This is a genomic window from Candidatus Velamenicoccus archaeovorus, assembly GCF_004102945.1.
In the GTDB taxonomy this organism is placed as follows: domain Bacteria; phylum Omnitrophota; class Gorgyraeia; order Velamenicoccales; family Velamenicoccaceae; genus Velamenicoccus; species Velamenicoccus archaeovorus.
On sequence record NZ_CP019384.1, the window covers coordinates 1,319,654 to 1,345,795 of the forward strand.

Sequence of the window (26,142 nt, forward strand, 5' to 3'; positions counted from 1 at the left end):
GTCAAAGGCAGGCGGCCGGATAACTTACGTCGTTCGTCCTGCGGACAGACTCCGTAAGTTATGGCCTCCCTGAAAAATCACCTCTTTCTACCCCGATTCGCCTAAGACGCGTCGTAAATTTCTTTCAGAAATTTACTTCGCTGGCGAACGGGGTTAATTCGGCCGGATAACTTACGTCGCTCGTCCTGCGGACAGACTCCGTAAGTTATGGCCTCATTAAAAATGTCTGAATTTCGGCGGCGGCAGTTTTTTCAAAAGGCCGCCGCGGGTACATATCCGCACCCCTTTAAAAGCAGTCGTCATACGGCCGATGGGATAGAAATGGAACCGGCCGGCTGAATACGCCGACAGGCGGCGTGCCTGCGCAGGCGCAAGCGTAAAGAGCAATTCGTAATCCTCGCCATCACCCAGGGCTGCTGCCATCGTCTTGACGCCCGGATTCCTTGGGATATCATCCTCGAAGATCTCGGCCCCCAGGCGGCTGGCTTCGCACAAACGGGAAAGGTCCATGCCCAAGCCGTCCGAGAGATCCATCATGGCGTTGACCTTGAAATTTTTCACCAAAAAACGGGCCTCTTTGACCCGGGGAACAAAAAACAGATGGCGGCCGCTTCTCTGGGAACCGCCCAAGGGGCCGGAGACAAAAATAGTGTCGCCGTCTTTGGCGCCGCTGCGTAAGACAAGGTTCTTCTTCTTGACCTCCCCCGTCATGAATACGTCGATCACGAGACGGTCGCTGCGGTTTATGTCTCCGCCGATGACGCTGACGCCGTATCTGCGGGCGCATTGCCCGAGCCCGGCAAACAAGGCCTGGGCGCGGCGCGCCAGGTCTTTGCGGGGCAAACCCGCAGAAACGAGGGCGAATCTCGGCTCGCCGCCCATAGCGGCGATGTCGCTTACTGAGACGGCGACGGCCTTATAGCCGACCCTTCTCAGATCTTCCCCTTTCTTAAAATGCACAGATTCCACGAGCATGTCAACCGTCAGGAGACCGTAGAGCTCTTTCGGCCCCCGGATGACAGCCGCGTCATCGCCCGGCCCGACAACGACTGAAGGGTCGGCTGTCCTGAACCGGCGGACGGCTTGAGCGACAAGGGCCCATTCTTTAATGTTTTTGAGATAGGCGTCCATGTAATCTTCTCAGGTTGCGGCCAAAGGGCTTACGGATCAGACCTTTCTCCGTGATGATGGCAGAAATGAAAGAAGCGGGCGTGATATCAAAAGCCGGATTGAACACATGCACCCCCGTCGGGGCAATAGGCTTCTTAAAATAGAACGAAGTCACTTCCAGGGGATCCCTCTGCTCGATAGGGATCTCTTTGCCGCTCCCCAAAGACAAGTCCAGCGTCGAAGACGGCGCCACGCAATAAAACGGAATCTTGTGATAATAAGCCAGGACGGCAAGGCTGTAGGTGCCGATCTTATTGGCGAAATCGCCGTTGGCCGCAATGCGGTCTGCTCCAACAAAGACGGCATCGATCCGGCCCAGGCGCATCAGGTCGGCCGCCATATTATCGCAGATCAATGTCACGTCGATCTTGTTATGCAAGAGTTCCCATGTCGTCAACCGCGCCCCCTGCAGGAGCGGCCGCGTCTCACAGGCATAGACCTTGATGGATTTGCCTTCTTCGTGGGCGCGGTAAAAAACGCCCAGGGCCGTGCCGTAACCGCTCGTCGCCAGGCCGCCGGCGTTACAAACGGTCAAAAGACTGTCGCCGTTCTTGACGAGGCAAGCGGCATGACGGCTCATCTGGAAACACATCCGGATGTCCTCGCTTAAAATAGCATCTGCTTCCTTTTTAAGGAACAGAAGAAGCCTTTTTTTATCCTCCCCCTCATGCGCTTCGACGACACGGACCATGCGGCCCAGGGCCCAAAAGAGATTGACGGCTGTCGGCCTGGCAGAAGCCAGATACCTGCTGATCTTCCGGGCTTCTTGCAGGAGACCCGGCCACGTTTTGACTTTAGACCTTCTCAGGCCGAGGACAAAACCCATGGCTGCGGCAATGCCGATCAGAGGCGCACCTCTCACTTTAAGTTTTTTGACCGCCCGCCAGACGCTCGAGATATCCCTGCAGCCTTCATAGACCAGTTCCACCGGCAACTTTGTCTGGTCGATAATACAGATATGATCGCCTTCCCAAAAAATAGGATTCACGAAGATGTTTTTCATCGTCGGGCTCGCTTTCCGGCGTTCTTGCACCACTTGAGCAGTTTCAAAAAAGAATTCTTGCGCACGTCTATCGCCCCATGGGGACAGACTTCCTGACAACACAAACACAGGATGCACCGCGACCGGCGAAAACGGACGCGTCCGGCGTCAAGGCGGATTGCTTCCGCCGGACAACTCTTCGCGCATATGCCGCAAAGCTTGCAATGGGACGCCTCCGCATAGGGTTTCAACGATAAAAAGGCGGTCAAAAGCCGGCTTAAGGCTTTCGGCATCCGCGGGAGTCTTGCCAAGATGCTTGCTTTCGGGAGCCTGAAAGACTCCGCCGTAAAATCACCCAAAGGCCCGCCGAGGACTTCAATGTCCTGAAAACGTCCGGGGCCAAGACCGCGTCTTGAAGCCTCCCTGCTTGTCGGGACAGCAAAACCGTCAAGACGCATCAGGTGCGCCAAGATCATATCCACACATACGCCGTCGCCTCCGGCCGCAACCAGCCCCATATGCTTGAGCGTGCCTGCCGAACCCGGGCCGTCGCCTTCCATGGCCGTAATCCCATCGACAATATTCAAATCGGGCCGGCGTGCCTCATAGATATCGACGATCACCCGGCTCAAATCCAAGGCTCTCGGATGGTCAAAATGGATCTTCATCTTGTGCATGCCGACGACCAGGCCGAAAAGGTTCTTGAGGCAGGCGGTCAGGATCGTAAATCCATGCGTCTTGAACTTCGGGATATTGATCAGCCGATCGCATGAAAAAGCCCATGGCGTCAAGGGATAACCCCCGACAAGTCGGCTCCTCGAAAAATAGACGAGCTCAACCCCCTCCTCTTCACAGATCTTTTTGATGCCCGAAACCTCATAGACCCTGCCGACGTCCTTTTTTTCTCCCCACACGCTCGGCGAATCTCCGCAAAAAATGTTGGTTGTGAGCGGACGAAGAAGACGGATGACGGCGCGCACGACTTCAGGATGCGTATCCACCCCTTTTTCCGGCGCGGCATCCGTCAGGAGGTTAGGCTTGAGCAACACTTTTTCTTTCGGTTTCACGAAACGCTCGATACCGCCCAGAAGACGGACAGCTTCTGCCACTGCCGTCTGCACCTGCGCCGTATCGTAATTCCTACATCTCACCAGCGAAACCTTATGATCCATCGTCACGTTATTTTAAAGAACCGCCGGGCATTCTTCGTCGTCTCGGCGCAGACCGCGGCGATATCCACGCCTTTGATCCGGCTGATCTCACGGGCGACCTCGACGACATTGGCCGGCTCATTACGCCTGCCCCTCTTGCCTTCGGGCGAAAGATACGGTGCGTCCGTCTCCAAAAACATCCTCTCCAGGGGAACAGAACGGACGAGATCACGCAGGCCTTCGGCTTTCTTATAAGTGATGTTCGCCGTAAAAGACACGCAGAAACCCCTCTCCAGGCACGCCGACAAAAATTCCGCGCTTCCTGAAAAACAATGGACGACGACGCCGGGGATGTCTTTTGTCCCGGCGGACGTCAGTATCTGGAGCATATCGGATTCGGCGTTGCGGCAGTGGACCACAAGGGGTTTGGCGGCCCGGCCGGCAAGGGCCAGAAAACGGCCGAACACCTCGCGCTGGGCCGCCGGCTCCGAAAGATTGCGGTAATAATCCAGGCCCACTTCGCCGATAGCGACGACCTTCGGCTCCCGGGCGAGCTTTTCGATTTCGGCAAAGGCCGCCTCATCGCACGCCTTGGCATCATGGGGATGGATGCCGACGGTCGCGAACACCTCGGGGCATGCCCGGCTCAAGGCCACGGCGCGGCGGCTCCCTTCCAGGCTTGAGCCGACATCGATCAGGGCCTCGACGCCGGCGGCCTTTGCCGCCGCCAGCACCTGCGGCCGGTCGACATCGAACTCGGAAAAATCCAGATGGCAATGCGTATCGATCAACATAAAAAAATTGACGAGCGTATGAGTAAACGAGTGCCTCCTGCCGTATCAACTCGCCGACTCGTTTACTCGTCAACTCATTGACCCCGCCAGAAAACCATGTTTTCTAACGGGGTTCGCTCATTTCTTTTCCTCGATGATCCTCGGGAACAGCGGATCGCCTTTGGCGACGCGGTCCTCCTTGAGCTGGGACAAGATCTTGGCGGATGTCTGCGGCATGAAAGGCGCCAATTCAGCGGCCGTCTGACGCAGCACCCGGAACATGACGGAAAGAAAATCCTCCAGTTCTTCTGTCTTGCCTTCTTTCTTCAAGTTCCACGGCTTTGTCTCCTCCACGAACCTATTGGCGTCGCCGATCACCTCCCAGATGGACTGGAGGGCTGCGATAAAATCCAATTTGTCCAAAGCCGTGTCGATGGACTCAGCAAGCCTTTCAAGCTTGGACAGGATCGATGCACCCGATGCCGGCAAAACTCTGTTCTCGCGCACGGCGGGAATGCGGCCGTCGACATACTTCTCCGACATTGTCAGCGTCCTGTAGACGAGATTGCCCAGGTCATTGGCCAGATCCCCGTTGAAACGCTTGATGAGCGCCTCCCGCGAAAAAACGCCGTCCAGCCCAAAGGGGACGTCGCGCAACAGAAAATAGCGGTAAACATCGATGCCAAACTCATCGATGACGTCGAGGGGGTTGACGACGTTGCCCAGGCTCTTGGACATCTTCTCGACGCCGACCTGCCACCATCCGTGCGCAAAGATCCTGTGCGGGGCCGGCAGCCCGGCCGCATGAAGCATGATCGGCCAGATGACCGCATGCTGACGCAGGATGTCCTTGCCGATCAAGTGGAGGGCTGACGGCCAGAAGGCGTCGAATTTCGTAAAGTCTTCCGGATATCCCAGCGCACTGATATAGTTGATCAAGGCGTCAAACCATACATACGTCACATGGTCCGGCGAAAAAGGCAAGGGAATCCCCCAGCTCAGGCGGCTCTTGGGACGGGAAACGCACAGGTCGGTGAGGACATTCTCTTCCAGAAAACTCAAGACCTCGTTGCGGCGCGATTCCGGCCGGATAAAATCAGGATTGTCCTTGATATGCTGGATAAGCCACGCCTGATGGGCCGAGAGCTTAAAAAAATAATTCGATTCCTTGAGGCGTTCGACCGGCCTCCTGCAATCAGGACACAAGCCCCCTTCGGCCTGCTTTTCCGTCCAGAAAACCTCGCAAGGCACGCAGTAAAGACCCTCGTAATCGCCAAGCACCAGCTCTCCTTTGTCATACAGGAGCTGCAAGAAATGCCCGACGGCCCGGCCATGACGGGGTTCGGTCGTACGGATGAAGTCGTCATAGCTGATGTCCAGCTTTTTCCAGACCTCTTTAAAACGGGGAATGATGCCGTCCACGAACGCCTGCGGCGTCTTGCCCTCTTTCTCGGCGGCGCGCAGCACCTTCTGGCCGTGTTCGTCGGTTCCCGTCAGAAAATACACATCCCATCCGCGCTGTCGCTTGTGGCGGGAGAGGACGTCGGCGGCGATCGTCGTATAGGAATGACCGATATGCGGCACGCCGTTGACGTAGTATATGGGTGTCGTGACGTAGAACGTTTTGTTCATTTTATCTTGTAGGTCATTTCAACCAGCTTGCCGTCTTCCAGGAGAATGCTGGCTTTTCGTTTCAGGATATTGACAGAGATCACTTTCCCCTTGCCTTCCGGCGTCTCGACGCGTTCTCCTTCCCGGGGAAGCCCCTTGCACATCTCCTTATAGTGCTTGTGCTCGAAGGAAAGACAACACATAAGACGGCCGCAGAGACCGGAGATCTTCGGAGGGTTAAGCGGCAGATTCTGGTCTTTGGCCATCCGGATCGTCACAGGCTCGAAATCTTTTAAAAATCTGCAGCAACACAGTTCCTTGCCGCACGGCCCGAAGCCTCCAAGGATCTTGGCCTCGTCCCTGACGCCGATCTGACGCAGCTCGATACGCGCCTTGAAGATCTTGGCCAGCTCCTTCACCAGTTCGCGGAAATCCACCCGTCCTTCGGCCGTGAAATAAAAAAGGATCTTGGAACGGTCAAAGGCGTACTCGGCGCCGACCAGCTTCATGTCAAGCTTATGCTCTTCGATCTTTTTGGAACAGGTGACCGACGCTTCCTGGGCCTTTTTCCTATTGTCCTGGATCTGTTTAAGATCGGCATCCGTCGCGATCCTCAGGACCTTCTTGACGGATTCATCGACCTTTTCCGTCAATACAGGGTCGGTAACGACTTGGCCGTAATCAATGCCCCGTTCCACCTCCGCGATCACCAGATCGCCGTTCTTGATCTGCACCCCCTCGGCGTGATAGCAGGAGACGGACCCCATTTCTCTTAATCTTACTTGTGCAATGACTTCCATAGATAAAACCTCTTACGCAAACCGCCGCAAAACAGCCAAAAACACAAATCGCCCAGGACGCATTCGTCATGGATTTTCCCGCGGCGAGCATGGGAAACCGGGTCAGGCGATCTTTTGCAGCTCCGTATTCAAGCGGGCCAAGGCCAGCCTCGTGTTAACGTTGGCCTTCAGATCGGCTGCCGTCTGGGCCACAAGCTTCAATGCACCCTCCAATACCTCGGCATCCAGCTTCCGGGAGAGGTGTATTATATCATCAATCCTATCTGCATTTATGAAATATTTTTTATCGGCCACAATTTTACCGACGAGGATATCGCGCAGCCAGCCCGCCAGCAGATAGAGCGCCATCTCCGTCGCCTGTCTCGGCTCTTTTTTTTCCGAGGCCCCGCCGGCCTCGTCTCCGAACAGCCCCGCCCCCCCCCTCAACCATCCGGCGACAAGACGGTTCCTCTGCGCGAAAACCTTTCCCTCGTGAAACTGAAGCGCCGCTTCCATGCAACCATCGGAAATACGCGAAAGATAAAAGGCCTCGTCTTCGCCGACCCCGTGATCCCTGCGAAGGATCTCAAAAACCACGGACCCCTCCAGACTACTGAAGACAATCCGCTGGCAACGCGAGACGATCGTCGGCACCATCGCCTTAAGGCTCGTCGCCAGAATAACGATGACCGTATCCGGCGACGGCTCTTCCAGCGTCTTTAAAAGCGCGTTGGAAGACTCGTCGTTCAAGGCGGCGCCGTCCGAGATGATAAGGACTTTCTTTGAAGATTCAAAACCTTTAAGGGCGAGCCTGCGGCAGGCCTCACGGACGGCGTCGATCTTGATAAATTGGCCGTCGGCTGAAAGGACCCGAATATCGGGGTGATTGGCGGCGTCCGCCTTCCGGCAAGACGGACAAACATCGCAAGGCTCGGCCTGACATGGAGCCTCGCACAGCAGAAGCTTGGCGAAGTTTATCGCGGCTTTTGACCTGCCGACGCCCGCAGGGCCGACAAAGATATACGCGTGGCTCACACGGCCCCGCAAAAAGGCGCCCTTCAGGAGCGCGACGGCCTTTTCTTGTCCGAGGATTTCTTTAAAAGACACGACTCTACGATCTCCCTTATCTTCGCCTGGGTCTGGAGGATAGACGGCTGGACACGGATCGTCTTGATCCTTGCCGGATATTTTCTGGCCAGGGCCCGATAACCTTTTTTGACGCGGTTATGAAAGGCATCCGGTCTCGATTCGATCCTGTCGGGTAAAGATGTGTTTCTGAGCTTGTCCCTGCTCTGCCATGAATCAAGGAGCAATGTCAGATCAGGGGTCAATCCTGCCGTTGCCCAACGCCCCACCTTCTCTAAAACCGCGATCTCCAGCCCGCAGCCGTAACCCTGATAGGCGAGCGTCGAATCCTGGAACCTGTCGCAAAGAACGACCGCGCCGCGCGCCAGGGCGGGCCGGATCACCTCTTCGATAAGCTGGGCGCGCGCCGCCATATACAAAAGCATCTCCGTCGCCAATGACATCCGGTCGTTTCTTTTGTCCAAAAGGATCCTGCGTATCTTTTCGCCCAAGACCGTCGAACCCGGCTCGCGGATAAAGAGAGTTTTGAAACCGCATGCCTTCAGGTAACGGCTGAGAAGCCTTGCCTGCGTGCTCTTGCCGCTCTTTTCGCAGCCTTCGAATGTGATAAACATCCCTCGAGAATACATCCTTACCCCGCCTTCCTCGTATCTTCGATGGTCACGCCGTGGACCTTAAGATAATCACGGATCTCATCTGCCCGCTTGAAATCTTTCTTCTGCCGCGCCACCTGGCGTTCCTGGACCAGCCTCTTGACATCTTCCGGCAAAAGCGCCGCCGCCTCCGGCCCTGCCTGCGGCGCCGTTTTAAGCCTGACGGAGGCGTCGATCACCTGCGCGTGCGAAGCGGATTCGATCTTGAGACCAAAGACTTCCGCCAGCTCCAAAAGGAGACGGCAGGCCTGAAGGGCGACACCCCTGGAGCGGGAAGACGACAAAAGCTTGTTGCCGCTGTTGACGATATCAAAAAGAACGGCCAGACCCTGCGCCGTATTGAAATCATCGTCCATGGCCTCTTCGAAACGCCGGCGGAACTCCTGGAGTTCAACAGGGTATCTCACCAAAGGCCTGATCTTAGCGATGCCGCGGCGCGCCGCATGCGCCTTGTCCACGAATTCCGCCATCTTATCCAGAGCCTTGCGGCTGTTCTTCAGCCCGTCAAAAGTGAAATCGATCGGGGAGCGGTAGTGGGCCGAAAGAAAAAAGAGCTTGAGGATATCCGGCGAAAATTGCTTGAGGACATCCTGGATCGTATAGAAATTCCCAAGGGATTTCGACATCTTGCGGCCGTCGATGGTCAAAAGTCCGTGGTGGATCCAGTATTTGGCAAAAGGCTTGCCTGTCAAAGCCTCGGCCTGCGCGATCTCGTTCTCGTGGTGAGGAAAAATAAGATCCAGCCCTCCCGCATGAATGTCCAAGCTCTCGGTCTTGAGATAATGCATGCTCATCGTGGAACACTCGATGTGCCATCCGGGACGGCCCGGCCCCCAGGGGCTCGGCCAACTAGGCTCCCCTTCTTTGGACTTCTTCCAGAGAGCGAAATCCAGGGGGTCTTTCTTCTTTTCGTCCTTCTCGATCCTGACGGCCGTCATCATCTCATCAAGGGTCTGACCCGAAAGCTTGCCGTAATCCTTGAAGAGCCTGACGGAGAAATACACATCGCCGTCAATGACGTAGGCGGCCCCTTTGGCGATCAACTTGCCGATATGCGCGATCATCCCGGGGATATTCTCAGTGGCCAAAGGTTCCACATCGGCTCTGGCGATCCCCAGGGCCGCCAGATCCCTTTCATAATTCCCGATATAACGGACGCGGATCTCGTCAAACGCAACGCCGTCCTGGCGGGCGCGATTGATGATCTTATCGTCGACATCAGTGATGTTCCTGACCAGGGTGACACGGAAACCGCGATACTCAAGGTATTTCTTGATGACGTCGAAGATATAAAGGCTGCGCGCGTGGCCGACATGGCAGTCGTCGTACACCGTCACTCCGCAGGTATACATCTTGATCTTGCCGGGGACGCAAGGGACCAGATCTTCCTTTTTTCTTGAAAGCGAATTATAAACAGAGACCATTATCTTATTTGAGTTTTTTTTCCAGGTCTTTGACGCGTTCTTCCAGATCTTCCAGAGACTGCATCAAAGGGTCGAGGACATGGATGTGGTCGAGGAGCCTGTCGATCTTTTTGCCATCCTGCCTTGTGATGCGCCCGGGGACACCCACCACCGTCGCATTCGGCGGGACATCCTTCAGGACAACGGCGTTGGCGCCGATATAGGAATTGTCGCCCACCGTGATGTTCCCCAGGACCTTGGCGCCTGTGCCGATGACAACATTGTCGCCGATATTCGGATGCCGCTTGCCCTTCTCCTTGCCGGTCCCCCCGAGAGTCACGCCCTGATAGAGCGTCACATTCTTGCCGACTACAGAGGTCTCCCCGATCACCACGCCCATCCCGTGATCGATAAAAAGCCCATCGCCGATCTGCGCGGCCGGATGTATCTCGACACCGGTAAAAAACCGGGAAACCTGCGACAACAACCGCGGCAAAAACGGGACCCTCATCCGGTAGAGGGCGTGGGCGATCCGGTGCATCACCAACGCCTGGAGCCCGGCATACAAAAGGACCACCTCAAGGTAACTGCGCGCGGCCGGATCCCTGTCGAAGACGGCATCGACCTCCTTCTTGAAAATGATCAAAACAAAAACAATCCATGCCAACAACAGGATCACAAGCGTTCCGACGATATGCAAAAAGATGGTCATGATGTCTTCTCCCCTCCCTCGTCTGCCCCGAAAAGTTTTACCGGCTCCCGCCTTTATGCACGAGGGGCCGAATATGGAAAAAAATCATCTGGTCTTTTTGATCAGGGCGACGGCATAGGCCGCAGCAGCGCGCCCGCGCCCGATCTCGCCGACGCCCTCGTGGGTCGTCGCCTTGATGGAAATGTTTTCTATCCCCACGCCGAGCACGGCACCGATCTTTGCCTTCATCTCCGGAACAAAAGGCGCGATTTTCGGCCTCTCCAGGATCACCATCACATCGGCATTCGAAACGGCAAAATGCCTGCGTCTCAGAAGCCGGACAACCTGCTCAAGAAAGTCAAGGCTGGAAACGTTGCGGCAAGCGGGATCTCCCGGCGGAAAGTGGTGCCCGATATCGCCCGCCCCCATGGCACCCAAGAAGGCATCGCAAAGGGCATGCAGGACGACATCCGCATCGGAATGCCCCAGAAGCCCCTTCCCAAAAGGAACCACCACGCCCCCGAGAACAAGTTTTCTTTTCGGCGCGAACCGATGGATATCGTAACCGATGCCGACTCTATAATTCATATCAAAAAGATTTGTTGTCTCCATAGAGCTTAACTCAACAAACTCTATGAACTCAAAAGACTCAAAAAAACTATTCCAACGCCCTGATGCCCGCAATAGCATCGGCAAAAACAAGATCTTCCTGCGTCGTGATCTTGATATTGAAATAAGACCCCATGACAACCTTGACCCTTTTTCCCATCTTTTCGACCAGTGAAGCGTCGTCGGGAACGCCAAGCTTGCTTGAACGCAAGTAAGCCTTCTGGATCAATTCTCTCTCAAAGACCTGGGGCGTCTGTATCTCCCAGAGATAATCCCGCTTGAGCGTCTCATCAACTTCCATGCGGTGGTTCAGCCTCTTGATGGTCGGCTTAACGGGAACGCCCAGCACGGCCGCCCCGCACACCTTGGCTTCTTCGATCACACGCGTGATGCCCCCTTCATCCACAAAGGGCCTCACGCCGTCATGGACCAAAACAAACTTCGTTCTCATGTCCACAACCTCCAGGCCGTTCCTGACCGATTCTTTACGCGAGGCGCCGCCGGCGATCACGCGGGCGACTTTGGTCAATTTGAACTTCCTGACAAAAGAACGCGCCTCCTCCAGACCATCGGGATGAAAGATCAATACGATCTCATCGACCAAGGGATGGGCCTGAAAAACCTCCAGCGTATAGACGATGATCGGCTTATCCTTGATCTCGATCAGCGGCTTGGCCAGATTAAGGTGCATCCTGGAGCCGAGTCCGGCGGCGGGAATCAGGGCTGTGATCTTGCATCCTTCAGACATAACTTAGCGTGGGGCCCACGGCCTGCCCGCCCGCTTGTCTTCGACAAGCAGACGGACGAGCCGTCAGGCGTACCGCGACCTCTTTGTATTCCCGGGTTCTCATGGTCGCTTGCCTGCCCGAATACCCGTGGCGGTGCCTAAAGACACCGCCAATCCCTCTTGACAGCTAGGACATTTGGGGGCCGGGCAAAGCTCAACGGCGCATCTGTCCGAGAGGCAAACCGCTGGCTTCCACTTTCTCGGCGCTCGGTGAAACTCCGCACCTAAAGCCTTTAGGGCTAGATGGAAATCCCGGGTTTTCCGGTGGGCCGTCATGCCAAAAAACAGGTCCCGCCAACCATCACGATGCCTGACGGGACGGACCTTCAGGCTTGGCGAAGACCATACGGCCGGCCTGTGTCTGCAAAACCGACGTGATGGACACGCGGACAGACTGGCCGATAAACCGGCGGGCGTCCTCCACGACGACCATCGTGCCGTCGTCGAGATAAGCGATCGCCTGGTTATGTTCTTTGCCTTCCTTGATGGGTTTCACCTCCAAGGCCTCTCCCGGCAGAACGACGCTTTTGAGGGCATTGGCCAACTCATTGATATTCAGGACCTTGACGCCCTGGAGTTCTGAAATACGGTTGAGATTGAAATCCACCGTAAAAATCTTGGCCTCAAGCAGTTTGGCCAGTTTGACCAGTTTTCCATCCACGTCGCGCGTGTCGGGAAAATCCTCCTCGTGAACGACAAGATTGAAGCGTGCATCGCTGCGGATCATGTGCAGGATCTCCAGCCCCCTGCGTCCCCGCTGGCGTTTGACCGCATCCGCCGAATCGGCGATCGTCTGCAATTCTTTCAAGACAAAACGCGGCACGACGAGACGAGCTTCGACAAAAGAAGTTTTGAGGATATCGACAACACGCCCGTCGATGATGGCGCTTGTGTCCAGGACGACGGTGTCGGCCTTCTCGTCCTGCCGCCTGAACTTGACATAAGGAATGATGAGGTTGAACTCATCCCGCCCCCTGAGGGCGATCGCCATGCCCAGATAGGCGAAAGACAACGTCAAGAGATAAGCGGAAATGTCCTTCATGGATTTATCCAGGGGAAAAAGCGTAAAGAGCGCCGAGGTCATCAGGCGCGAAATGATCAGGCCCAGGATCAAGCCGAAGACGGCGCTGGACAGCCCCCTGACTGAAATACCGCGCATGCCGGCCTCCAGTATGATGATGAGAAGACCGAAGCCGAAACCGCTCAGAGATGTCCAGTAGATATTGAAATCATTGACCTCCCCGATCTGGTAGCCGACGAGCGTCGAACAGATCAAAAACAGGATCCTGATGAACAACATGGTCATATTCATAAAAAACTCCCCTCTTCACGGACACCGGTCGGTGTCGCATCTATGAGATAAAAAATGAATCCGGATCACCCTTTCCAGAGCGCCTTCATGGCTTCCGAGAGATCGGATACGGCTATGAGCTTCATGCCCGCATCCTTCCACTCCTTCAATGCCTGCGCATTGCTCCGGGGGAGGATACATTTCTTAAATCCGAGCTTCTGCGCCTCATTGACCCTCAAAGCGATGTTGGCGACGCTGCGCACTTCCGAGCCCAACCCGACCTCGCCAAGGAGGACCGTGTCGAAACCGATGACCTTGTCTTCGATGCTTGAGGCGACCGCCAGGCAGACGGCCAGGTCGATCGCCGGATCATCGATCTTCATGCCGCCGACGACGTTCACGAAAATATCCTTATCGAACAATTTAAGCGACAGCCGCTTCTCTAAAACCGCGGCCAGCAGGCTCAGCCGGTTGTAATCAATGCCCTGGGTCTTGCGGCGCGTCACCCCGAAATTCGCCTTGGAGACCAGGGCCTGGACCTCGATCAGGATCGGACGCGTCCCCTCCAGAACGGGTACGACGGCGCTGCCCGAGACTTCTTTGGGCCGTTCCGCCAGAAAGATCTGCGACGGATTGCCGACTTCCTCCAGCCCCCTGGCGCCCATCTCGAAGACGCCGATCTCATTGGTGGAGCCGAACCTATTCTTGATGGCCCTCAAGATGCGGTAGCTCGAAAAACGCTCTCCTTCAAAATACAAGACCGTATCCACGATGTGTTCCAACACGCGCGGGCCGGCGATCATTCCCTCTTTGGTGACATGGCCGATCAGGACGATCGAAATCCCCGTCTGCTTGGCCAGCTGCGTCAGGATACCGGCGCACTCGCGCACCTGACTGACGCTTCCGGCGCTAGACGACAGACCGGGGGAATAGACGACTTGGATCGAATCGACGACCACAAGGTCCGGCAGAAATTTTTTGACGGCATCTATGACGGCGTCCAGATCCGTCACATTGACGATGAAAAAGGAATCCTGAGGACCGGCCCCCAGCCGATCGGCGCGCATCTTGGTCTGCTGGATGGACTCTTCACCGCTGACATAAAGGATCTTCTTGCCCGAGTGCGCCAGCTTTTGACACAGCTGGAGCGATATCGTCGACTTGCCGATACCGGGGTCCCCGCCTACCAAGACCACGGACCCGCGCACCACGCCGCCGCCCAGGACGCGATCAAGTTCCTGCATGCCGACCTTCATGCGTTCCTGTTCCAGGGATTCAACCGTATGCAGAAGGACAGGCTCACGGTAGGAAACGCCGCGGGAGGCCGGCCGGACAACCGTTTCTTCCTCGACAAACGAATTCCAGCTTGAGCAATCCGGGCAACGGCCGAGCCATTTCGGCGAACTGAAACCGCAATTCTGGCAGACAAAAGCCGCCTTTGTTTTTGAAATCTTAGGCATAGAAAAGATAGATGACCAATAACCAAGACACAAAAATCAAGCACATCCCAATATCCAATCACCAATGACTAAAAAAGCATTATTTGGTTATTCAGATCTGGTTATTGATTATTGTTTGATGATCGTTTCTTGGAATTTGGTTATTAAAATTACTCCGCACCCTTGGGACGATAGAGCAGTTTCCAGGGGTGCTTCTTCAAATCAGCGAACATCTCTTCGATGTCCGCATAAAGCCTGTCGTCCGTAAAAAGCTTCCCGATCGTGCCGCGGCCTTCATGCATGTCGGTCAGGATACTGTTCAACGCGTCAAGGGTATCTTTCGTCTTCAAGGCGATATCCTTGGCCAGGTCCGTCACCTCCTGGACGCTCGTCGGGTCTTCGCCGACCAAAAGGCCATCGGCCACAAGGACCTTGTTGTAATCCCTGCCGGGGATGATCTCCAGATATTTTTCCCCCAGGAGCCCCAGCGTATTGACCCACGCCCGGGAATCGACCGGGACCTGCGTATCACCCTCCAGCCATATGCGGATAAAAACCGCCGGCTTGCCGTCGGTGCTGTGCGTCAGCTTAATCTCCTTAACCTCACCCTTGTCGACGCCGGCCACGCGCACGGGCGCGCCGATCTTAATGCCGTTGGCAAAACCAAACATGACGCGCAGATTATAGCCGCTGGCGGTCAGTTTGACATCGCCGATCCTGAAAATAAACCAGGACAGGATCAGGATGCCGAGAAAGACAAAAATACCGACTTTAAACTCCAGGGATTTCGTATTTTGCGCCATGCAAGTCTCCTTAATCCGCCTCCGGCGGATTAGACCCTCCGCTATATGGAATGCGGAGGTCTACCCTTTCCGGGTTAATCCCGAAGCGTATCTTGAAAATATCTGTCTGCCCCTCGACACTCTGTGGAGGCTGGCTGCAGATAGATACTTTCAAAATGTAAACGCAAGGGATGATATTAACTTCCTTAATTTTGCCTATAACCAGGCATTCTTCCCTGCAAAATGAAACCCTCCGCTTATTCAGGAATACGGAGGCCTAAAAATTAAAATCTCCCTATCCCCCGTTCCTCCCGTTCGAATTCTGGCCGTCCGTGATCGGCCCATGGGCCGCACCTGTAATGAACTGGTGAACGTAAGGATCATGGGAATAACGGATTTCGTCCGGCGTGCCCTCGGCGATGATCTTGCCCTCATAAAGCATCGCGATGCGGTCCGCCACCTTATAGGCGCTCCTCATATCATGCGTCACGACGATAGAGGTCACCTTCAGCTTGTCATGCAGCTCGTCGATCAGCTGGTTGATGGCATCTGCCGTGATGGGGTCCACGCCCGTCGTCGGCTCGTCATACAGGATGATCTTGGGGCGCGTACAGATCGCCCGCGCCAAAGCCACGCGTTTCTTCATGCCGCCGCTCAGGTCCGCCGGCATATAATGCTCCACATCATAAAGCCCGACAAGCGCCAGGGATTCCCTGACGCGTTTGTCGATCTCGGACTGGGCCATGCTCATGTGTTCGCGCAAGATGAATCCGACGTTCTCCCCCACTGTCAGCGAATCAAAAAGGGCGCCGCCCTGAAAGACCAGGCCAATCTCCATATGGAGCTCATTGAGCTCCTTACCCTGCAGGGCAAGGACATCCTTGCCTTCCACACGCACGCCCCCCTCGTCCGGCTCCATGAGACGGACGATGTGCTTAAGCGTGACGCTCTTGCCCACACCCGAACGGCCGATGATGACCTTAGTCTCTCCTTCTTCGACGCTCAGGCTCATATGGTCCAAGACCTGCTTTCCGCCGAGGTTTTTTGAAACGTCTATCAACTCAATCATTGCCATAGTAACCTGCCTGGCGCACCATCTTAAAAACAAGGGCCTTCCTTGCCGATAGAACCGATTGTTCAGCCATAATCTTAAACGTCAGAGATGGTCCCGCTAGAAATCTTGATCCCTAACGAAGCTTATTTCACAAAGAAATAAAACAAAGCCGTAAAGAAACAGTCTGCTGCAATGATCATGATGAAGGTGTTGACGACCGACATGGTCGTTGCCTTGCCGACGCCTTCCGCCCCGCCGCGCACATTCAGGCCTTCGTAACAGGCGACCAGCGCTATGATCATACCGAACACAATGGTTTTTATCAGTCCCGTGAAAAGGTCCTTGTACACAAGGGTTTGAAAAGTCATGTTCATATAAAGGCTGGAACGGATGCTCAAATTATAAACACCGATGAGGTAACCGCCGAAAATACCGATGGCGTCGGCAAAGATGGTCAAGACCGGCAGCATGATGCTCATGCTTAGAAGCCTGGGAACAACGAGGTATTTGATGGGATTGGAGCCGAGCGTCACCAGGGCGTCGACCTGCTCGGTCACGGCCATCGTCCCGAGCTCCGCGGTGATGCCGGCGCCGCTGCGGCCGGCGACGATCAAGGCCGTGATCACAGGCCCCAGCTCGCGCGTCAAAGCCACGGCGACGATGCTGGCGATGTAGATCTCGCTCGACATCTTCAGCATGATGTAGGCAATCTGCAACGCCAGGATGACGCCGATAAAGAACGAGACGAGGGCGACTATCGGCAGGCTGTCGACGCCTACCTTCTTGGCCTGCTCAAGGATCCGGCCTCCTCCCAGAGGTCTGGCGGGAATAAGAACGGCCGCCTGGGCACCCAGGCTCACTACGCCCCCGAAAAAATGGATGAAAGACAGGACCTTGGCGCCCAGGGCTATATAAAACGCCCTCTTGAAAAGAAACATATGCTCCTCATGTTACAATAACACTCATCCTCTGCACACCCGACCAAATGACTTCAACCTCCCGGCCGCCGCGTAAAAATATCAGCGTTGTTTTTCTCCGGCGAAATCCTTGGTTCCCGGCAGGGTTCACTTCTGCTCAAAAGACAATTCTTCCCTGTCTTTTTTCTTGCCGATCTTGACCATGCTCCCCTCTTTGATCCTGCCGCCGATGATCTCTTCAGCCAGGGGATCTTCGATATAACGCTGGATCGTGCGCTTTAAAGGACGCGCGCCGAAAACAGGATCGAAGCCTTTTTCGATCAGGAAATCCTTCGCCTCCTGGTCCAGGGCCAGCGTCACGTGCCGTTCGTTCAGGCGCCCCTGGACCTCGCCGATCTCGATCTCAACGATCTTATAAAGGTCGTTCTTCTCCAAAGGACGGAAGACGATGACGTCGTCGATCCTGTTGAGAAATTCCGGCTTGAAGGTCCTCTTGACCTCCTCCAGGAGCCGCTCCTTCATCTGCTGATACGACATGTCCCCGCTCTGCGCCTTAAACCCCAAAGCGCCCTGCTTGCGCAGAAGCTCCGCCCCGACGTTGGAGGTCATGATGATGATGCAATTGCGGAAATCGACCTTGCGGCCGAAACTATCGGTAAGACGCCCGTCCTCCAGGACTTGCAGGAGGATATTGAAGACATCCGGGTGCGCCTTTTCGATCTCATCCAAAAGGATGACCGCGTACGGGCGGCGCCGGATTTTCTCCGTCAGCTGACCGCCCTCTTCGTACCCCACATATCCCGGCGGCGCGCCCACGAGGCGCGAGACATTGAACTTCTCCATATATTCCGACATGTCCAGCTGCACGAGGGCATTTTCATCCCCGAACATGAATTCTGCGAGCGCACGGGCCAGCAACGTCTTTCCGACGCCGGTGGGCCCCAAAAAGACGAAAGAGCCGATGGGCCGGCGCGGATCCTTGATCCCCGCGCGGGATCTCCTGACCGAACGGCCGATCGCCGCCAAAGCCTCATCCTGTCCGACGACCCTCTGGCGCAGTTCTTCTTCGATCTTGAGAAGCTTTTCGCTCTCTTTCTGCTCGAGCCTCACGACCGGGATACCCGTGATCTTGGAAACGATGGTCGCGATATCTTCTTCCGTGATCTTGGGCCTGGACTTGGCGCGCTCCTCCTGCCACTTCTTCCTTTCATCCTCAAGATTCTGGCGGGCCTGGCGCTCCTGGTCCCGCAAAGAAGCCGCCTTTTCAAAATCCTGATTCTTGATGAAAATCTCTTTTTCCTTCTTGAGCTCTTCGACGTTCATCTCCAGCTGTTTGATGCCCGGAGGGACGATCAGCGTAGCGAGACGGGCGCGGGATCCGGACTCATCCAGAAGATCGATCGCCTTGTCGGGAAGAAAACGGCCGCTGATGTAACGATCGGAGAACTTTGCAGCCGCCGCAATGGCCTCATCGAGATATTCGACATTATGGTGACGTTCGTATTTATCACGCAGCCCTTTAAGGATCTCCACCGTCTCATCGACGGAAGGCGGGTCCACCATGATGGTCTGGAACCGGCGCTCCAGTGCGGCGTCCTTTTCGATGTATTTACGGTATTCATCCGGCGTCGTGGCGCCGATGCACTGAATTTCCCCGCGCGACAAGGCGGGCTTGAGGATGTTGGAGGCGTCGATCGCCCCTTCCGCGGCGCCTGCCCCGACGAGCATATGCAGCTCGTCGATAAAGATCATGACGTCGCGCGAGCGCTTGATCTCGTCCATGACGGCCTTGATCCTCTCTTCAAACTGGCCGCGGTATTTTGTCCCGGCGATCATGAGCGCCAAATCCAGCGCCACGATACGCTTGCCGATCAGAACTTCGGGAACGTTCGACATGACGATCTGCTGGGCGAGGCCCTCGACGATCGCGGTCTTGCCGACGCCCGCTTCACCGAGAAGAACCGGGTTATTCTTTGTCCGCCTGGCCAAGATCTGGATCACACGCTCGATCTCGTTTTTCCTGCCGATGACGGGGTCGAGTTTGCCTTCACGCGCCAAGGCCGTCAAGTCGCGGCCAAAGGCATCTAGGGCCGGCGTCTTGGATTTGCTCTGGGCCTGCGTGCCAAAGCCCGGCGTTGCGGACCCCAGAAGCTCCATGATCTCGCTGCGCACCCGGTTCAGATCAAGCCCAAGATTCAAAAGAACCTGGGAAGCAACGCCTTCACCTTCCCGGATCAGCCCCAACAGCAGATGTTCGGTGCCGATATAGTTATGCCCGAGGGCGCGCGCCTCCTCTGCCGCCAATTCCAGCGCTTTTTTGGAACGCGGCGTAAATGGCACGTCCCCCTGGATCTGCGTCGTCGGACCCGGCTGGACGAGTTTTTCCACTTCCAAGCGGATGCTCTCCAGGCTCAAACCCAGTTTCTGCAAAACGGCAGCCGCGACCCCTTCGCCTTCCCGGATCAGCCCCAACAGCAGATGTTCGGTGCCGATATAATCGTGATTAAAACGCCTGGCCTCTTCCTTGGCCAAGACAATGACCTTTCTGGCTCTTTCCGTAAAACGATTGAACACATTCACCTCCGACTTGTCTATGGACTACACTTTCAGGCGCTCACGGATAATTTGCGCCCGTTTGATATCGCGCTCATTGGCGGATAACTTTTTGTTCTCGAGCTTCTGCAGGTGCGCGGGCTGCGTCAGGATGAAAAGCTCATTGATCAGGCCGCGCTCCATGTTCTCGACGAGCCCAAGGTCGTTGCCCAGCCGCAGCATGGACAAAAGTTCAACGGTCTCGCCGCTTGAAATGATGTGGGCGTTCTTGAGTGTGCCGTACGAACGCCAGATCCTGTCTTCGAGCATCTCCCGGTGCTCGGCCAAAAGGACTTCCCGCGCCTTCTGTTCCTGCTCGATGATCTGACCGATGACGCCCTTGATGTTGCCGAGGATCTCCTCCTCTCTCAATCCCAAAGAAACCTGGTTGGAGATCTGGAAAAAATTTCCCGATGCCTGCGTGCCTTCCCCATAGAGACCGCGCGTCGTAAAGCTTAACTTAGCGATAGCCTCCAGCACCTTATTGATCTGACGCGACATGACGAGTGCCGGCAAATGAAGCATCACGGACCCCCGCATGCCCGTGCCTGTATTCGTGGGGCAGGCTGTCAGATAACCCCATTCCCGGCTAAAGGCATAAGACAGAAAACCGGAAAGCTGGTCGTCGATGGAGTTGATGACGTCCCAGGTCTTGTCCAGGTCGAACCCGGATTCCATCACCTGGATACGCAGGTGGTCTTCTTCGTTGACCATGATGGCGACATCTTCCCGCGGTGTCACGCATAGCGCTTTCTGGTTGCTGCGGACCGCGTGTTCGTTCGACATCAGATGACGTTCCACCAAAAACTGCTTGTCGATATTGTCGAGTTCCTCTAACCGCAGGAAAACCGCGCTCTTCAATTCGGCCGTCCGCTCGAACGCAGCCTTGGTCGTGACCAGGACCTGCTCGGCGTCATTTTTCTTGGCCCAATGCGGGAAAGGCGTCTTATCCAGGTTCCTCGCCAACCGGATCCTCGAAGAGATCACGATATCGGAATGAGGTCCCGTGCCTTTCAGCCAGCTGGAAACCTGATTGATCAGATCATTAAGATTCATCGTAATCAAATTCCTAATTTCTACGTTCCAATGCCGAATAAAATTCTAATGCCCAATAACAAATATTTTCCGTCTTGAAAAATTAGAAATTAATTCGGCATTCGTCATTAAAAATTTGGTATTGAGGGAGCTGTGCTATTGCCCCGTTTCTTCCGTCTTGGATTTTTTCTTCTTCTCCGTCTTCTCGGCTTCCTTGATCGCGTCGCGCAGGCGCGCGGCCTCCTCAAATTCCTCGCGGTCGACGGCCTCCTGCAGCTTCGCCTTCAGCTCCGCCACCGAAGACCCGCGGGACCTGACGGCAGATTTCGCCTCCTCCTGGGACAAAGACAGCGGCGTTTTGCCGACATGCTGGCTGGCGCCGTGGATGCGCTTCAAGAGAGGCCCCAAATAGCGCCCGAAGGCCGTGTAACATTCGCTGCAACCCAGGCGGCCGATCTTGCGGAAATCCTCGTAGGTCAGGCCGCAAAAAGGACATTGCGTCCCGACAGCCGATTTCTCCGAGCCGCCCAGCTGCTTCGAATAATCCACAAGGCCCGCCAGAAGATCCGAGAGACCGAACTGCTGCTCCATCTGGATGCTTTTTTTCTTGGCGCAGTCATCACAAAGATGCAACTCGGTCATCTGGTTATCGACGATCTCGGTCAGATGCACCGTCGCCTGATTTTTATTGCAGATATTACAGAGCATAGCGGACGCCGTCCTTTTTCGTGATCTTCTTAAAAACGCCGATCAAAGCCGACGTGTGCTTGCCGACGTTCCCCGCCCCGATCAGACGGCCGTCGATCATGACGACCGGGATAAGCTCCGCAGCCGTCCCCGTCAAGAACATCTCGTCGGCGACATACAATTCGAAACGCGTCACCATGCGTTCACAAGTCTTGAGGCCCGCCTTCGCGGCCACCTCCAGCACGGCCCCGCGCGTGATACCGTTCAAGACGCCCACGGAAACAGGCGGCGTCACCAGGACATCGTCCTTGATCATGAAGATATTATCGCCCGTGCACTCCGTCACGAATCCGTTCTGGTCCAGCATCAATGCCTCGGGCACGCCGGCGTTGATCGCCTCGATCTTTCCCAGGATGTTATTGAGATAATTCAGGGATTTGATCTGGGGATTCAGGGCCTCCGGGATATTGCGCCGGGTCGGCACCGTCACGATCTTGAGCCCCTTGTGATACAATTCCGCCGCATAGAGAGCGATCTTGTCCGTGATGATGAAGACCGTGGCATGACGGCAGTTGCGCGGATCCAGGCCGAGGTCGCCCTCGCCTCTCGTCACCACCACGCGGATATAGGCATCTTTAAGCTTATTGGCCTTCAGGGTGCCGACGATCGCCTTCTCCATCTCTCTTTTCTGCATCGGGATCTTCAAAGAGATGCCCTGGGCCGAGGCATAAAGACGGTCGATATGCTCGCGCAGTTTAAAAACAAGGCAATCATAGGAACGGATCCCCTCGAACACTCCATCGCCGTAAAGCAGACCGTGATCGAACACCGACACCTTCGCGTCTTCTTTTTTGACCAGCTTTCCGTTAAAATAAATCAACATCGTGCCTCTCAATCTCCCGCTGAATCGTTTTGTCTGAAATTGATCCCGAGTCTCCGTCAGCGTTTCTCCTAGAAACGAGGGACCTTGTCAACCTGCCTGCTATCCTGTAACAAGCCTTCCATCGAAAATTTTCAATGTCCTGTGGCTGCCGTGCGCCAGCTCGGGGCTGTGCGTCACCAGGACGACCGTCGTCCCCTTTTCTTTATTGAGGCGCATCAACAATTCCTGGATGTGCCTGCCGGACTCGAAATCCAGGTTCCCCGTCGGCTCATCGCAAAAAAGGATTTCCGGGTCGTTGATGAGCGCCCGCGCCACGGCCACGCGCTGCTGTTCGCCGCCGGACAGCTCCGAAGGCCTGTGTTTCAGCCGTTGCGACAAACCCAGAAAATCCAGGAGCCCTTCGGCCTTTTTCCTGACGTCGGATACGCCCTGCGATCCCCGCCCGACGCAACCCGGCAGCATCACATTTTCCAGCGCCGTGAACTCCCTCAAAAGATGGTAAAACTGAAAAACAAAACCGAACATCTTGTTGCGGATCGCGGCCTGCCGCCGCTCATCCATCGTCGTCAGGCGCGCGCCGTCGACAAAAACCTCACCATGCGTCGGCGTATCCAATCCTCCGAGAATATGCAACAGGGTCGACTTTCCCGCCCCCGAAGGACCCACGATGCTCAACATTTCAGACCGCTTGACCTCTAAGCTTACGTCTTTAAGCACGGTCAGCGCCTTCGGGCCCTGACGATATGTTTTTTGAAGATGGAGCGCTTTAAGCACTATTCATACCTCAGGGCATCTGCCGGCACGAGGCGCGCCGCCTTGGACGCCGGGTAAATCGTTGCCAGAAAACAAATTAAAAGAGCTGAGCCTGCGATCATGGCCACATCGAGCCCGCGCAGCGCCACAGGCAAATGGTCGATATAATAAATATCCTGGGGGAGCTGGATGAACTGATATTTTTTAAGCAAAAGACACAAAATAATCCCTCCTATTATACCAAAAAGGATACCTCCTGTGCCAATAATTAGGCCGCCCCATGTAAAGATCCTTCTCACCTGCCCTTGAGATACGCCCACGGCCTTTAAAATACCGATATCCTTTGTCTTTTCGACAACCATGACGATGAGCGTGCTGACGATGTTAAAACAGGCCACGAGCACGATCAATGTCAGGATAATGAACATCGCCAGCTTTTCCAGCGCCAGAGCGGAGAAAAAATTCTTGTTGATATCCATCCATGTGCGGCTATGAAGACCGGCGGGCAGGACACGGTTCAATTCTTTCTTGACCTGCGGCGCCAAATAAGGATTATCCAGACGGACACCCACCTGGGTCACCAATGTCCCGACGCCGAAAAATTGCTGGGCGTCTTTAATGTTCAAGAACGCCAAATTAAGGTCATAATCGTACATGCCGGTATGGAAGATCCCGCTCACCTTGAACGGCGTATTCAATCCCACGACCGGCGACGACAAGACCACCTCGTCGCCGACGGAAAGACCCAGCACAGCCGCCAGCTCCTTGCCGAGGACGATGCCTCCCGGAGGCAGGTTCAGCCGGCCGCCCTCCATATAACCGAGAATACGCGTCACGCGGCTCTCGGACGCCTGATCCACCCCCTTGAGATTCAGGCTCAACACCTTGTCTTTGTAATAGAGAAAGGCCTGGCCGCTGACATACGGCGCAACATCCCGCACACCCCTGAGGCCTTCGATCAAAGACTTAACTTGTTGAAAATCGGCGATCCCGTCTTCGCTCTGGATGATGATATGGGGATTGGCGCCGATGATCTTATCCTTGAGATCGTTATCAAAACCCGTCATGACGGCGATGACAATGATAAGGGCCATCACGCCGATGGCGATCCCAAGACACGAGATCAGGCTGATGACGGAAATGAACCGTTCTTTCTGCAGAGTCAAGAAATAACGCCGGCTGATAAAAAAAGCAAGATTCATCGCTTAACCTTCCGCGCCTTCCGTCCCCTTTTCCGGACGCAGCAAAGGGAACAGGATGACGTCGCGGATCGAAGGCTGATTCAAAAACAGCATGCACAGCCTGTCGATGCCGATCCCTAGCCCGCCCGTCGGCGGCATGCCGTATTCCAGGGCCTCGACAAAATCCTCATCCAGACAGCGTTGGCCCGATCCGGCCTCTTCCTTGAGTTCCTCCTGAAGGCGCTGTTTCTGCTCGATAGGATCATTAAGCTCGGAATAGGCGTTCGCGACTTCCATGCCGGCCATATAAAGCTCAAAACGCTCCGAGATCAAAGGGTTCTCCGGTTTGTTTTTCGCCAAAGGACAAAGGATGCTGAAATAGTCGGTAAAAAAAACAGGTTGTGTCGGGGCATCAGCCGTCAGGATCTCCTCGACAAGGCGCACGACCTGGGACCTGGAAAGCCGGTCTTCTACGGGCCGGCCTTTGGCCCTGAGCTTTTGCACCATGACTGCCGTCTCATCTTCGGGGTTGATATCGAAATGCTCTTTGACCGCCTGGGCGAAAGAGCGCCGCGGCCACGGCGGCGTCAGATTGATCTTCTGCCCCTGATACTCGATCTCCAGCTTCCCGAGGACCTCCTGGGCGACATGCGCGAAGATCTCCTCGGTGATCTTCATCATGTCTTCGTAATTACAATAGGCCGCATAAAGCTCCAGCATCGTGAATTCAGGATTGTGGCGCGTCGAAACCCCCTCGTTACGGAAAGACCTGTTGATCTCATAGATCTTCTCAAAACCGCCGACAATCAGACGCTTGAGGTAAAGCTCGGGCGCGATACGCAGAAAAAGGTCCATGTCGTATTCGTTGTGGTGCGTCTCAAAAGGCCTGCCGGCCGCGCCGCCAGGGATCAGGTGCATCATGGGCGTCTCGACTTCCAAAAACCCCCGGGAGTTCAAAAAAGACCTCATAGAACTCATGATCTTCGAACGCATGGCAAAGATGTCCCGGACTTCAGGGCTGGCGATGAGATCGACATAGCGCTGCCGGTAGCGGATCTGAACGTCCTTGAGGCCGTGCCACTTCTCCGGCAAGGGGCGCAGCGACTTCGCCAGAAGCCGGAAGGCCTTGACCTTGACGGTCGGCTCGCCTGTGTGCGTCTTAAAAGTCTCCCCTTCGATCCCGACGATATCGCCGATATCCAGCTTGTTAAAAAGCTCGAAATCTTTTTCCGCCAAAGGATCGTCTTTGCGGACGTAGAGCTGAATCCTGGCGCCCTCATCCCGCAAATCGGCAAAACAGACCTTGCCGTGCTTTCGTTTCGCCATCAGCCGGCCGGCGATGACGATGTCTTTGCCGTCCTCGAACGAAGACAATAAGTCCTTGACGGCACACGTCTTATCGAATTTCTGACCGTAAGGCCGCATGCCCGCTTCCTTAAAGGCAGAAAGCTTGTCGATACGCTGTTGTATGATTTCATTGAGTTCCATGATGCTCCTTAATTTTGCCTATAACAGGGTTTCTATTCCTTGCAAAATTAACTCCGAGCCTGCGAAGGAAATTTCACGCCGGATGGCTCGGCTAGCGAAGATAGCCAGAGCCCCCCTGGCGTGAAATTTACGAGCGTTCAGGCAAGGAGTAAACATTATCCTTTTAACTTTAACTCCTAAAAAACAAATAACTTAAGAAAAATCTGTGCTTTATTATAACCGACGCAAAAAGCCCTGTCAACGCCTATTCGGGGTCAGCGTGCTGCAAAACGACCGGGCCGCCCAAAAATAAAATGGCCCCTGGTCTCATTCCAACCAAGGGCCATCGTGATGCTGATAGCTTGC

At 55.3% G+C, this 26,142-nt stretch carries 24 protein-coding genes; all 24 read right to left on the minus strand.

Features of this window, described 5'->3' with window-relative positions; translation table 11 throughout:
• Window positions 1-216: 216 nt before the first annotated feature.
• The gene (gene thiL / locus BU251_RS05980) at window positions 217-1,131 is read right to left on the minus strand and encodes a thiamine-phosphate kinase (protein WP_128700149.1); all 915 of its coding nucleotides are present in this window, start codon (window positions 1,129-1,131) and stop codon (window positions 217-219) included.
• Entirely contained in the window at window positions 1,106-2,164 is a 1,059-nt protein-coding gene (gene mtnA, locus BU251_RS05985; RefSeq protein WP_420885793.1) for an S-methyl-5-thioribose-1-phosphate isomerase, read from the minus strand. Before mtnA ends, thiL begins: the two co-directional genes overlap by 26 nt.
• Before the next feature lie 5 nt (window positions 2,165-2,169).
• Window positions 2,170-3,324, minus strand: coding sequence for a DUF362 domain-containing protein (locus tag BU251_RS05990; RefSeq protein WP_128700151.1), 1,155 nt, complete (start codon window positions 3,322-3,324; stop codon window positions 2,170-2,172).
• 2 nt (window positions 3,325-3,326) lie between these two features.
• Window positions 3,327-4,097, minus strand: a complete 771-nt coding sequence (locus BU251_RS05995; RefSeq protein WP_128700152.1) for a TatD family hydrolase — start codon at window positions 4,095-4,097, stop codon at window positions 3,327-3,329.
• Window positions 4,098-4,214: 117 nt separating this feature from the next.
• Window positions 4,215-5,708, minus strand: coding sequence for a methionine--tRNA ligase (gene metG / locus BU251_RS06000; RefSeq protein WP_128700153.1), 1,494 nt, complete (start codon window positions 5,706-5,708; stop codon window positions 4,215-4,217).
• Complete coding sequence (locus BU251_RS06005; RefSeq protein ID WP_128700154.1) at window positions 5,705-6,487, minus strand: PSP1 domain-containing protein; 783 nt, start codon at window positions 6,485-6,487, stop codon at window positions 5,705-5,707. Before BU251_RS06005 ends, metG begins: the two co-directional genes overlap by 4 nt.
• Window positions 6,488-6,589: 102 nt before the next feature.
• Window positions 6,590-7,573 (minus strand): DNA polymerase III subunit, encoded by a 984-nt coding sequence (locus BU251_RS06010; protein WP_128700155.1) that lies wholly within the window; start codon window positions 7,571-7,573, stop codon window positions 6,590-6,592.
• Window positions 7,525-8,166, minus strand: coding sequence for a dTMP kinase (gene tmk / locus BU251_RS06015; protein ID WP_164908892.1), 642 nt, complete (start codon window positions 8,164-8,166; stop codon window positions 7,525-7,527). Before tmk ends, BU251_RS06010 begins: the two co-directional genes overlap by 49 nt.
• Window positions 8,167-8,183: 17 nt before the next feature.
• Window positions 8,184-9,632: a cysteine--tRNA ligase gene (cysS, locus tag BU251_RS06020; RefSeq protein WP_128700157.1), complete on the minus strand. Its 1,449-nt coding sequence runs from the start codon at window positions 9,630-9,632 to the stop codon at window positions 8,184-8,186.
• A 1-nt stretch (window position 9,633) separates the two neighbouring features.
• Entirely contained in the window at window positions 9,634-10,320 is a 687-nt protein-coding gene (gene epsC, locus BU251_RS06025) for a serine O-acetyltransferase EpsC (RefSeq protein WP_128700158.1), read from the minus strand.
• Window positions 10,321-10,404: 84 nt separating this feature from the next.
• Window positions 10,405-10,887: a 2-C-methyl-D-erythritol 2,4-cyclodiphosphate synthase gene (gene ispF, locus BU251_RS06030; protein ID WP_128700159.1), complete on the minus strand. Its 483-nt coding sequence runs from the start codon at window positions 10,885-10,887 to the stop codon at window positions 10,405-10,407.
• Window positions 10,888-10,957: 70 nt separating this feature from the next.
• Window positions 10,958-11,656, minus strand: coding sequence for a 2-C-methyl-D-erythritol 4-phosphate cytidylyltransferase (gene ispD, locus BU251_RS06035; RefSeq protein ID WP_128700160.1), 699 nt, complete (start codon window positions 11,654-11,656; stop codon window positions 10,958-10,960).
• A 340-nt stretch (window positions 11,657-11,996) separates the two neighbouring features.
• Window positions 11,997-13,007, minus strand: a complete 1,011-nt coding sequence (locus BU251_RS06040; RefSeq protein ID WP_128700161.1) for a PIN/TRAM domain-containing protein — start codon at window positions 13,005-13,007, stop codon at window positions 11,997-11,999.
• Window positions 13,008-13,072: 65 nt separating this feature from the next.
• Window positions 13,073-14,446, minus strand: coding sequence for a DNA repair protein RadA (gene radA, locus BU251_RS06045; protein ID WP_194946673.1), 1,374 nt, complete (start codon window positions 14,444-14,446; stop codon window positions 13,073-13,075).
• A gap of 149 nt (window positions 14,447-14,595) precedes the next feature.
• Window positions 14,596-15,228 (minus strand): MlaD family protein, encoded by a 633-nt coding sequence (locus BU251_RS06050; protein ID WP_128700162.1) that lies wholly within the window; start codon window positions 15,226-15,228, stop codon window positions 14,596-14,598.
• Between the two features lie 274 nt (window positions 15,229-15,502).
• Window positions 15,503-16,282, minus strand: coding sequence for an ABC transporter ATP-binding protein (locus tag BU251_RS06055; RefSeq protein ID WP_320416942.1), 780 nt, complete (start codon window positions 16,280-16,282; stop codon window positions 15,503-15,505).
• A 122-nt stretch (window positions 16,283-16,404) separates the two neighbouring features.
• Complete coding sequence (locus BU251_RS06060) at window positions 16,405-17,199, minus strand: MlaE family ABC transporter permease (RefSeq protein ID WP_128700163.1); 795 nt, start codon at window positions 17,197-17,199, stop codon at window positions 16,405-16,407.
• A gap of 126 nt (window positions 17,200-17,325) precedes the next feature.
• Entirely contained in the window at window positions 17,326-19,752 is a 2,427-nt protein-coding gene (locus BU251_RS06065; protein ID WP_128700164.1) for an ATP-dependent Clp protease ATP-binding subunit, read from the minus strand.
• A 24-nt stretch (window positions 19,753-19,776) separates the two neighbouring features.
• On the minus strand, window positions 19,777-20,826 hold the full coding sequence (locus BU251_RS06070; protein WP_128700165.1) for a protein arginine kinase: 1,050 nt from the start codon (window positions 20,824-20,826) through the stop codon (window positions 19,777-19,779).
• Between the two features lie 135 nt (window positions 20,827-20,961).
• The gene (locus BU251_RS06075; RefSeq protein WP_128700166.1) at window positions 20,962-21,513 is read right to left on the minus strand and encodes a UvrB/UvrC motif-containing protein; all 552 of its coding nucleotides are present in this window, start codon (window positions 21,511-21,513) and stop codon (window positions 20,962-20,964) included.
• Window positions 21,503-22,375, minus strand: coding sequence for a branched-chain-amino-acid transaminase (gene ilvE, locus BU251_RS06080; protein ID WP_128700167.1), 873 nt, complete (start codon window positions 22,373-22,375; stop codon window positions 21,503-21,505). Before ilvE ends, BU251_RS06075 begins: the two co-directional genes overlap by 11 nt.
• A gap of 99 nt (window positions 22,376-22,474) precedes the next feature.
• Window positions 22,475-23,092 carry an ABC transporter ATP-binding protein gene (locus BU251_RS06085; RefSeq protein WP_228767783.1) on the minus strand — a complete coding sequence of 206 codons (618 nt, stop codon included), beginning with the start codon at window positions 23,090-23,092 and terminating at the stop codon, window positions 22,475-22,477.
• 56 nt (window positions 23,093-23,148) lie between these two features.
• Window positions 23,149-24,330 (minus strand): lipoprotein-releasing ABC transporter permease subunit, encoded by a 1,182-nt coding sequence (locus BU251_RS06090; RefSeq protein WP_128700169.1) that lies wholly within the window; start codon window positions 24,328-24,330, stop codon window positions 23,149-23,151.
• Between the two features lie 3 nt (window positions 24,331-24,333).
• The gene (lysS, locus tag BU251_RS06095; protein ID WP_128700170.1) at window positions 24,334-25,797 is read right to left on the minus strand and encodes a lysine--tRNA ligase; all 1,464 of its coding nucleotides are present in this window, start codon (window positions 25,795-25,797) and stop codon (window positions 24,334-24,336) included.
• Window positions 25,798-26,142 lie beyond the last annotated feature (345 nt).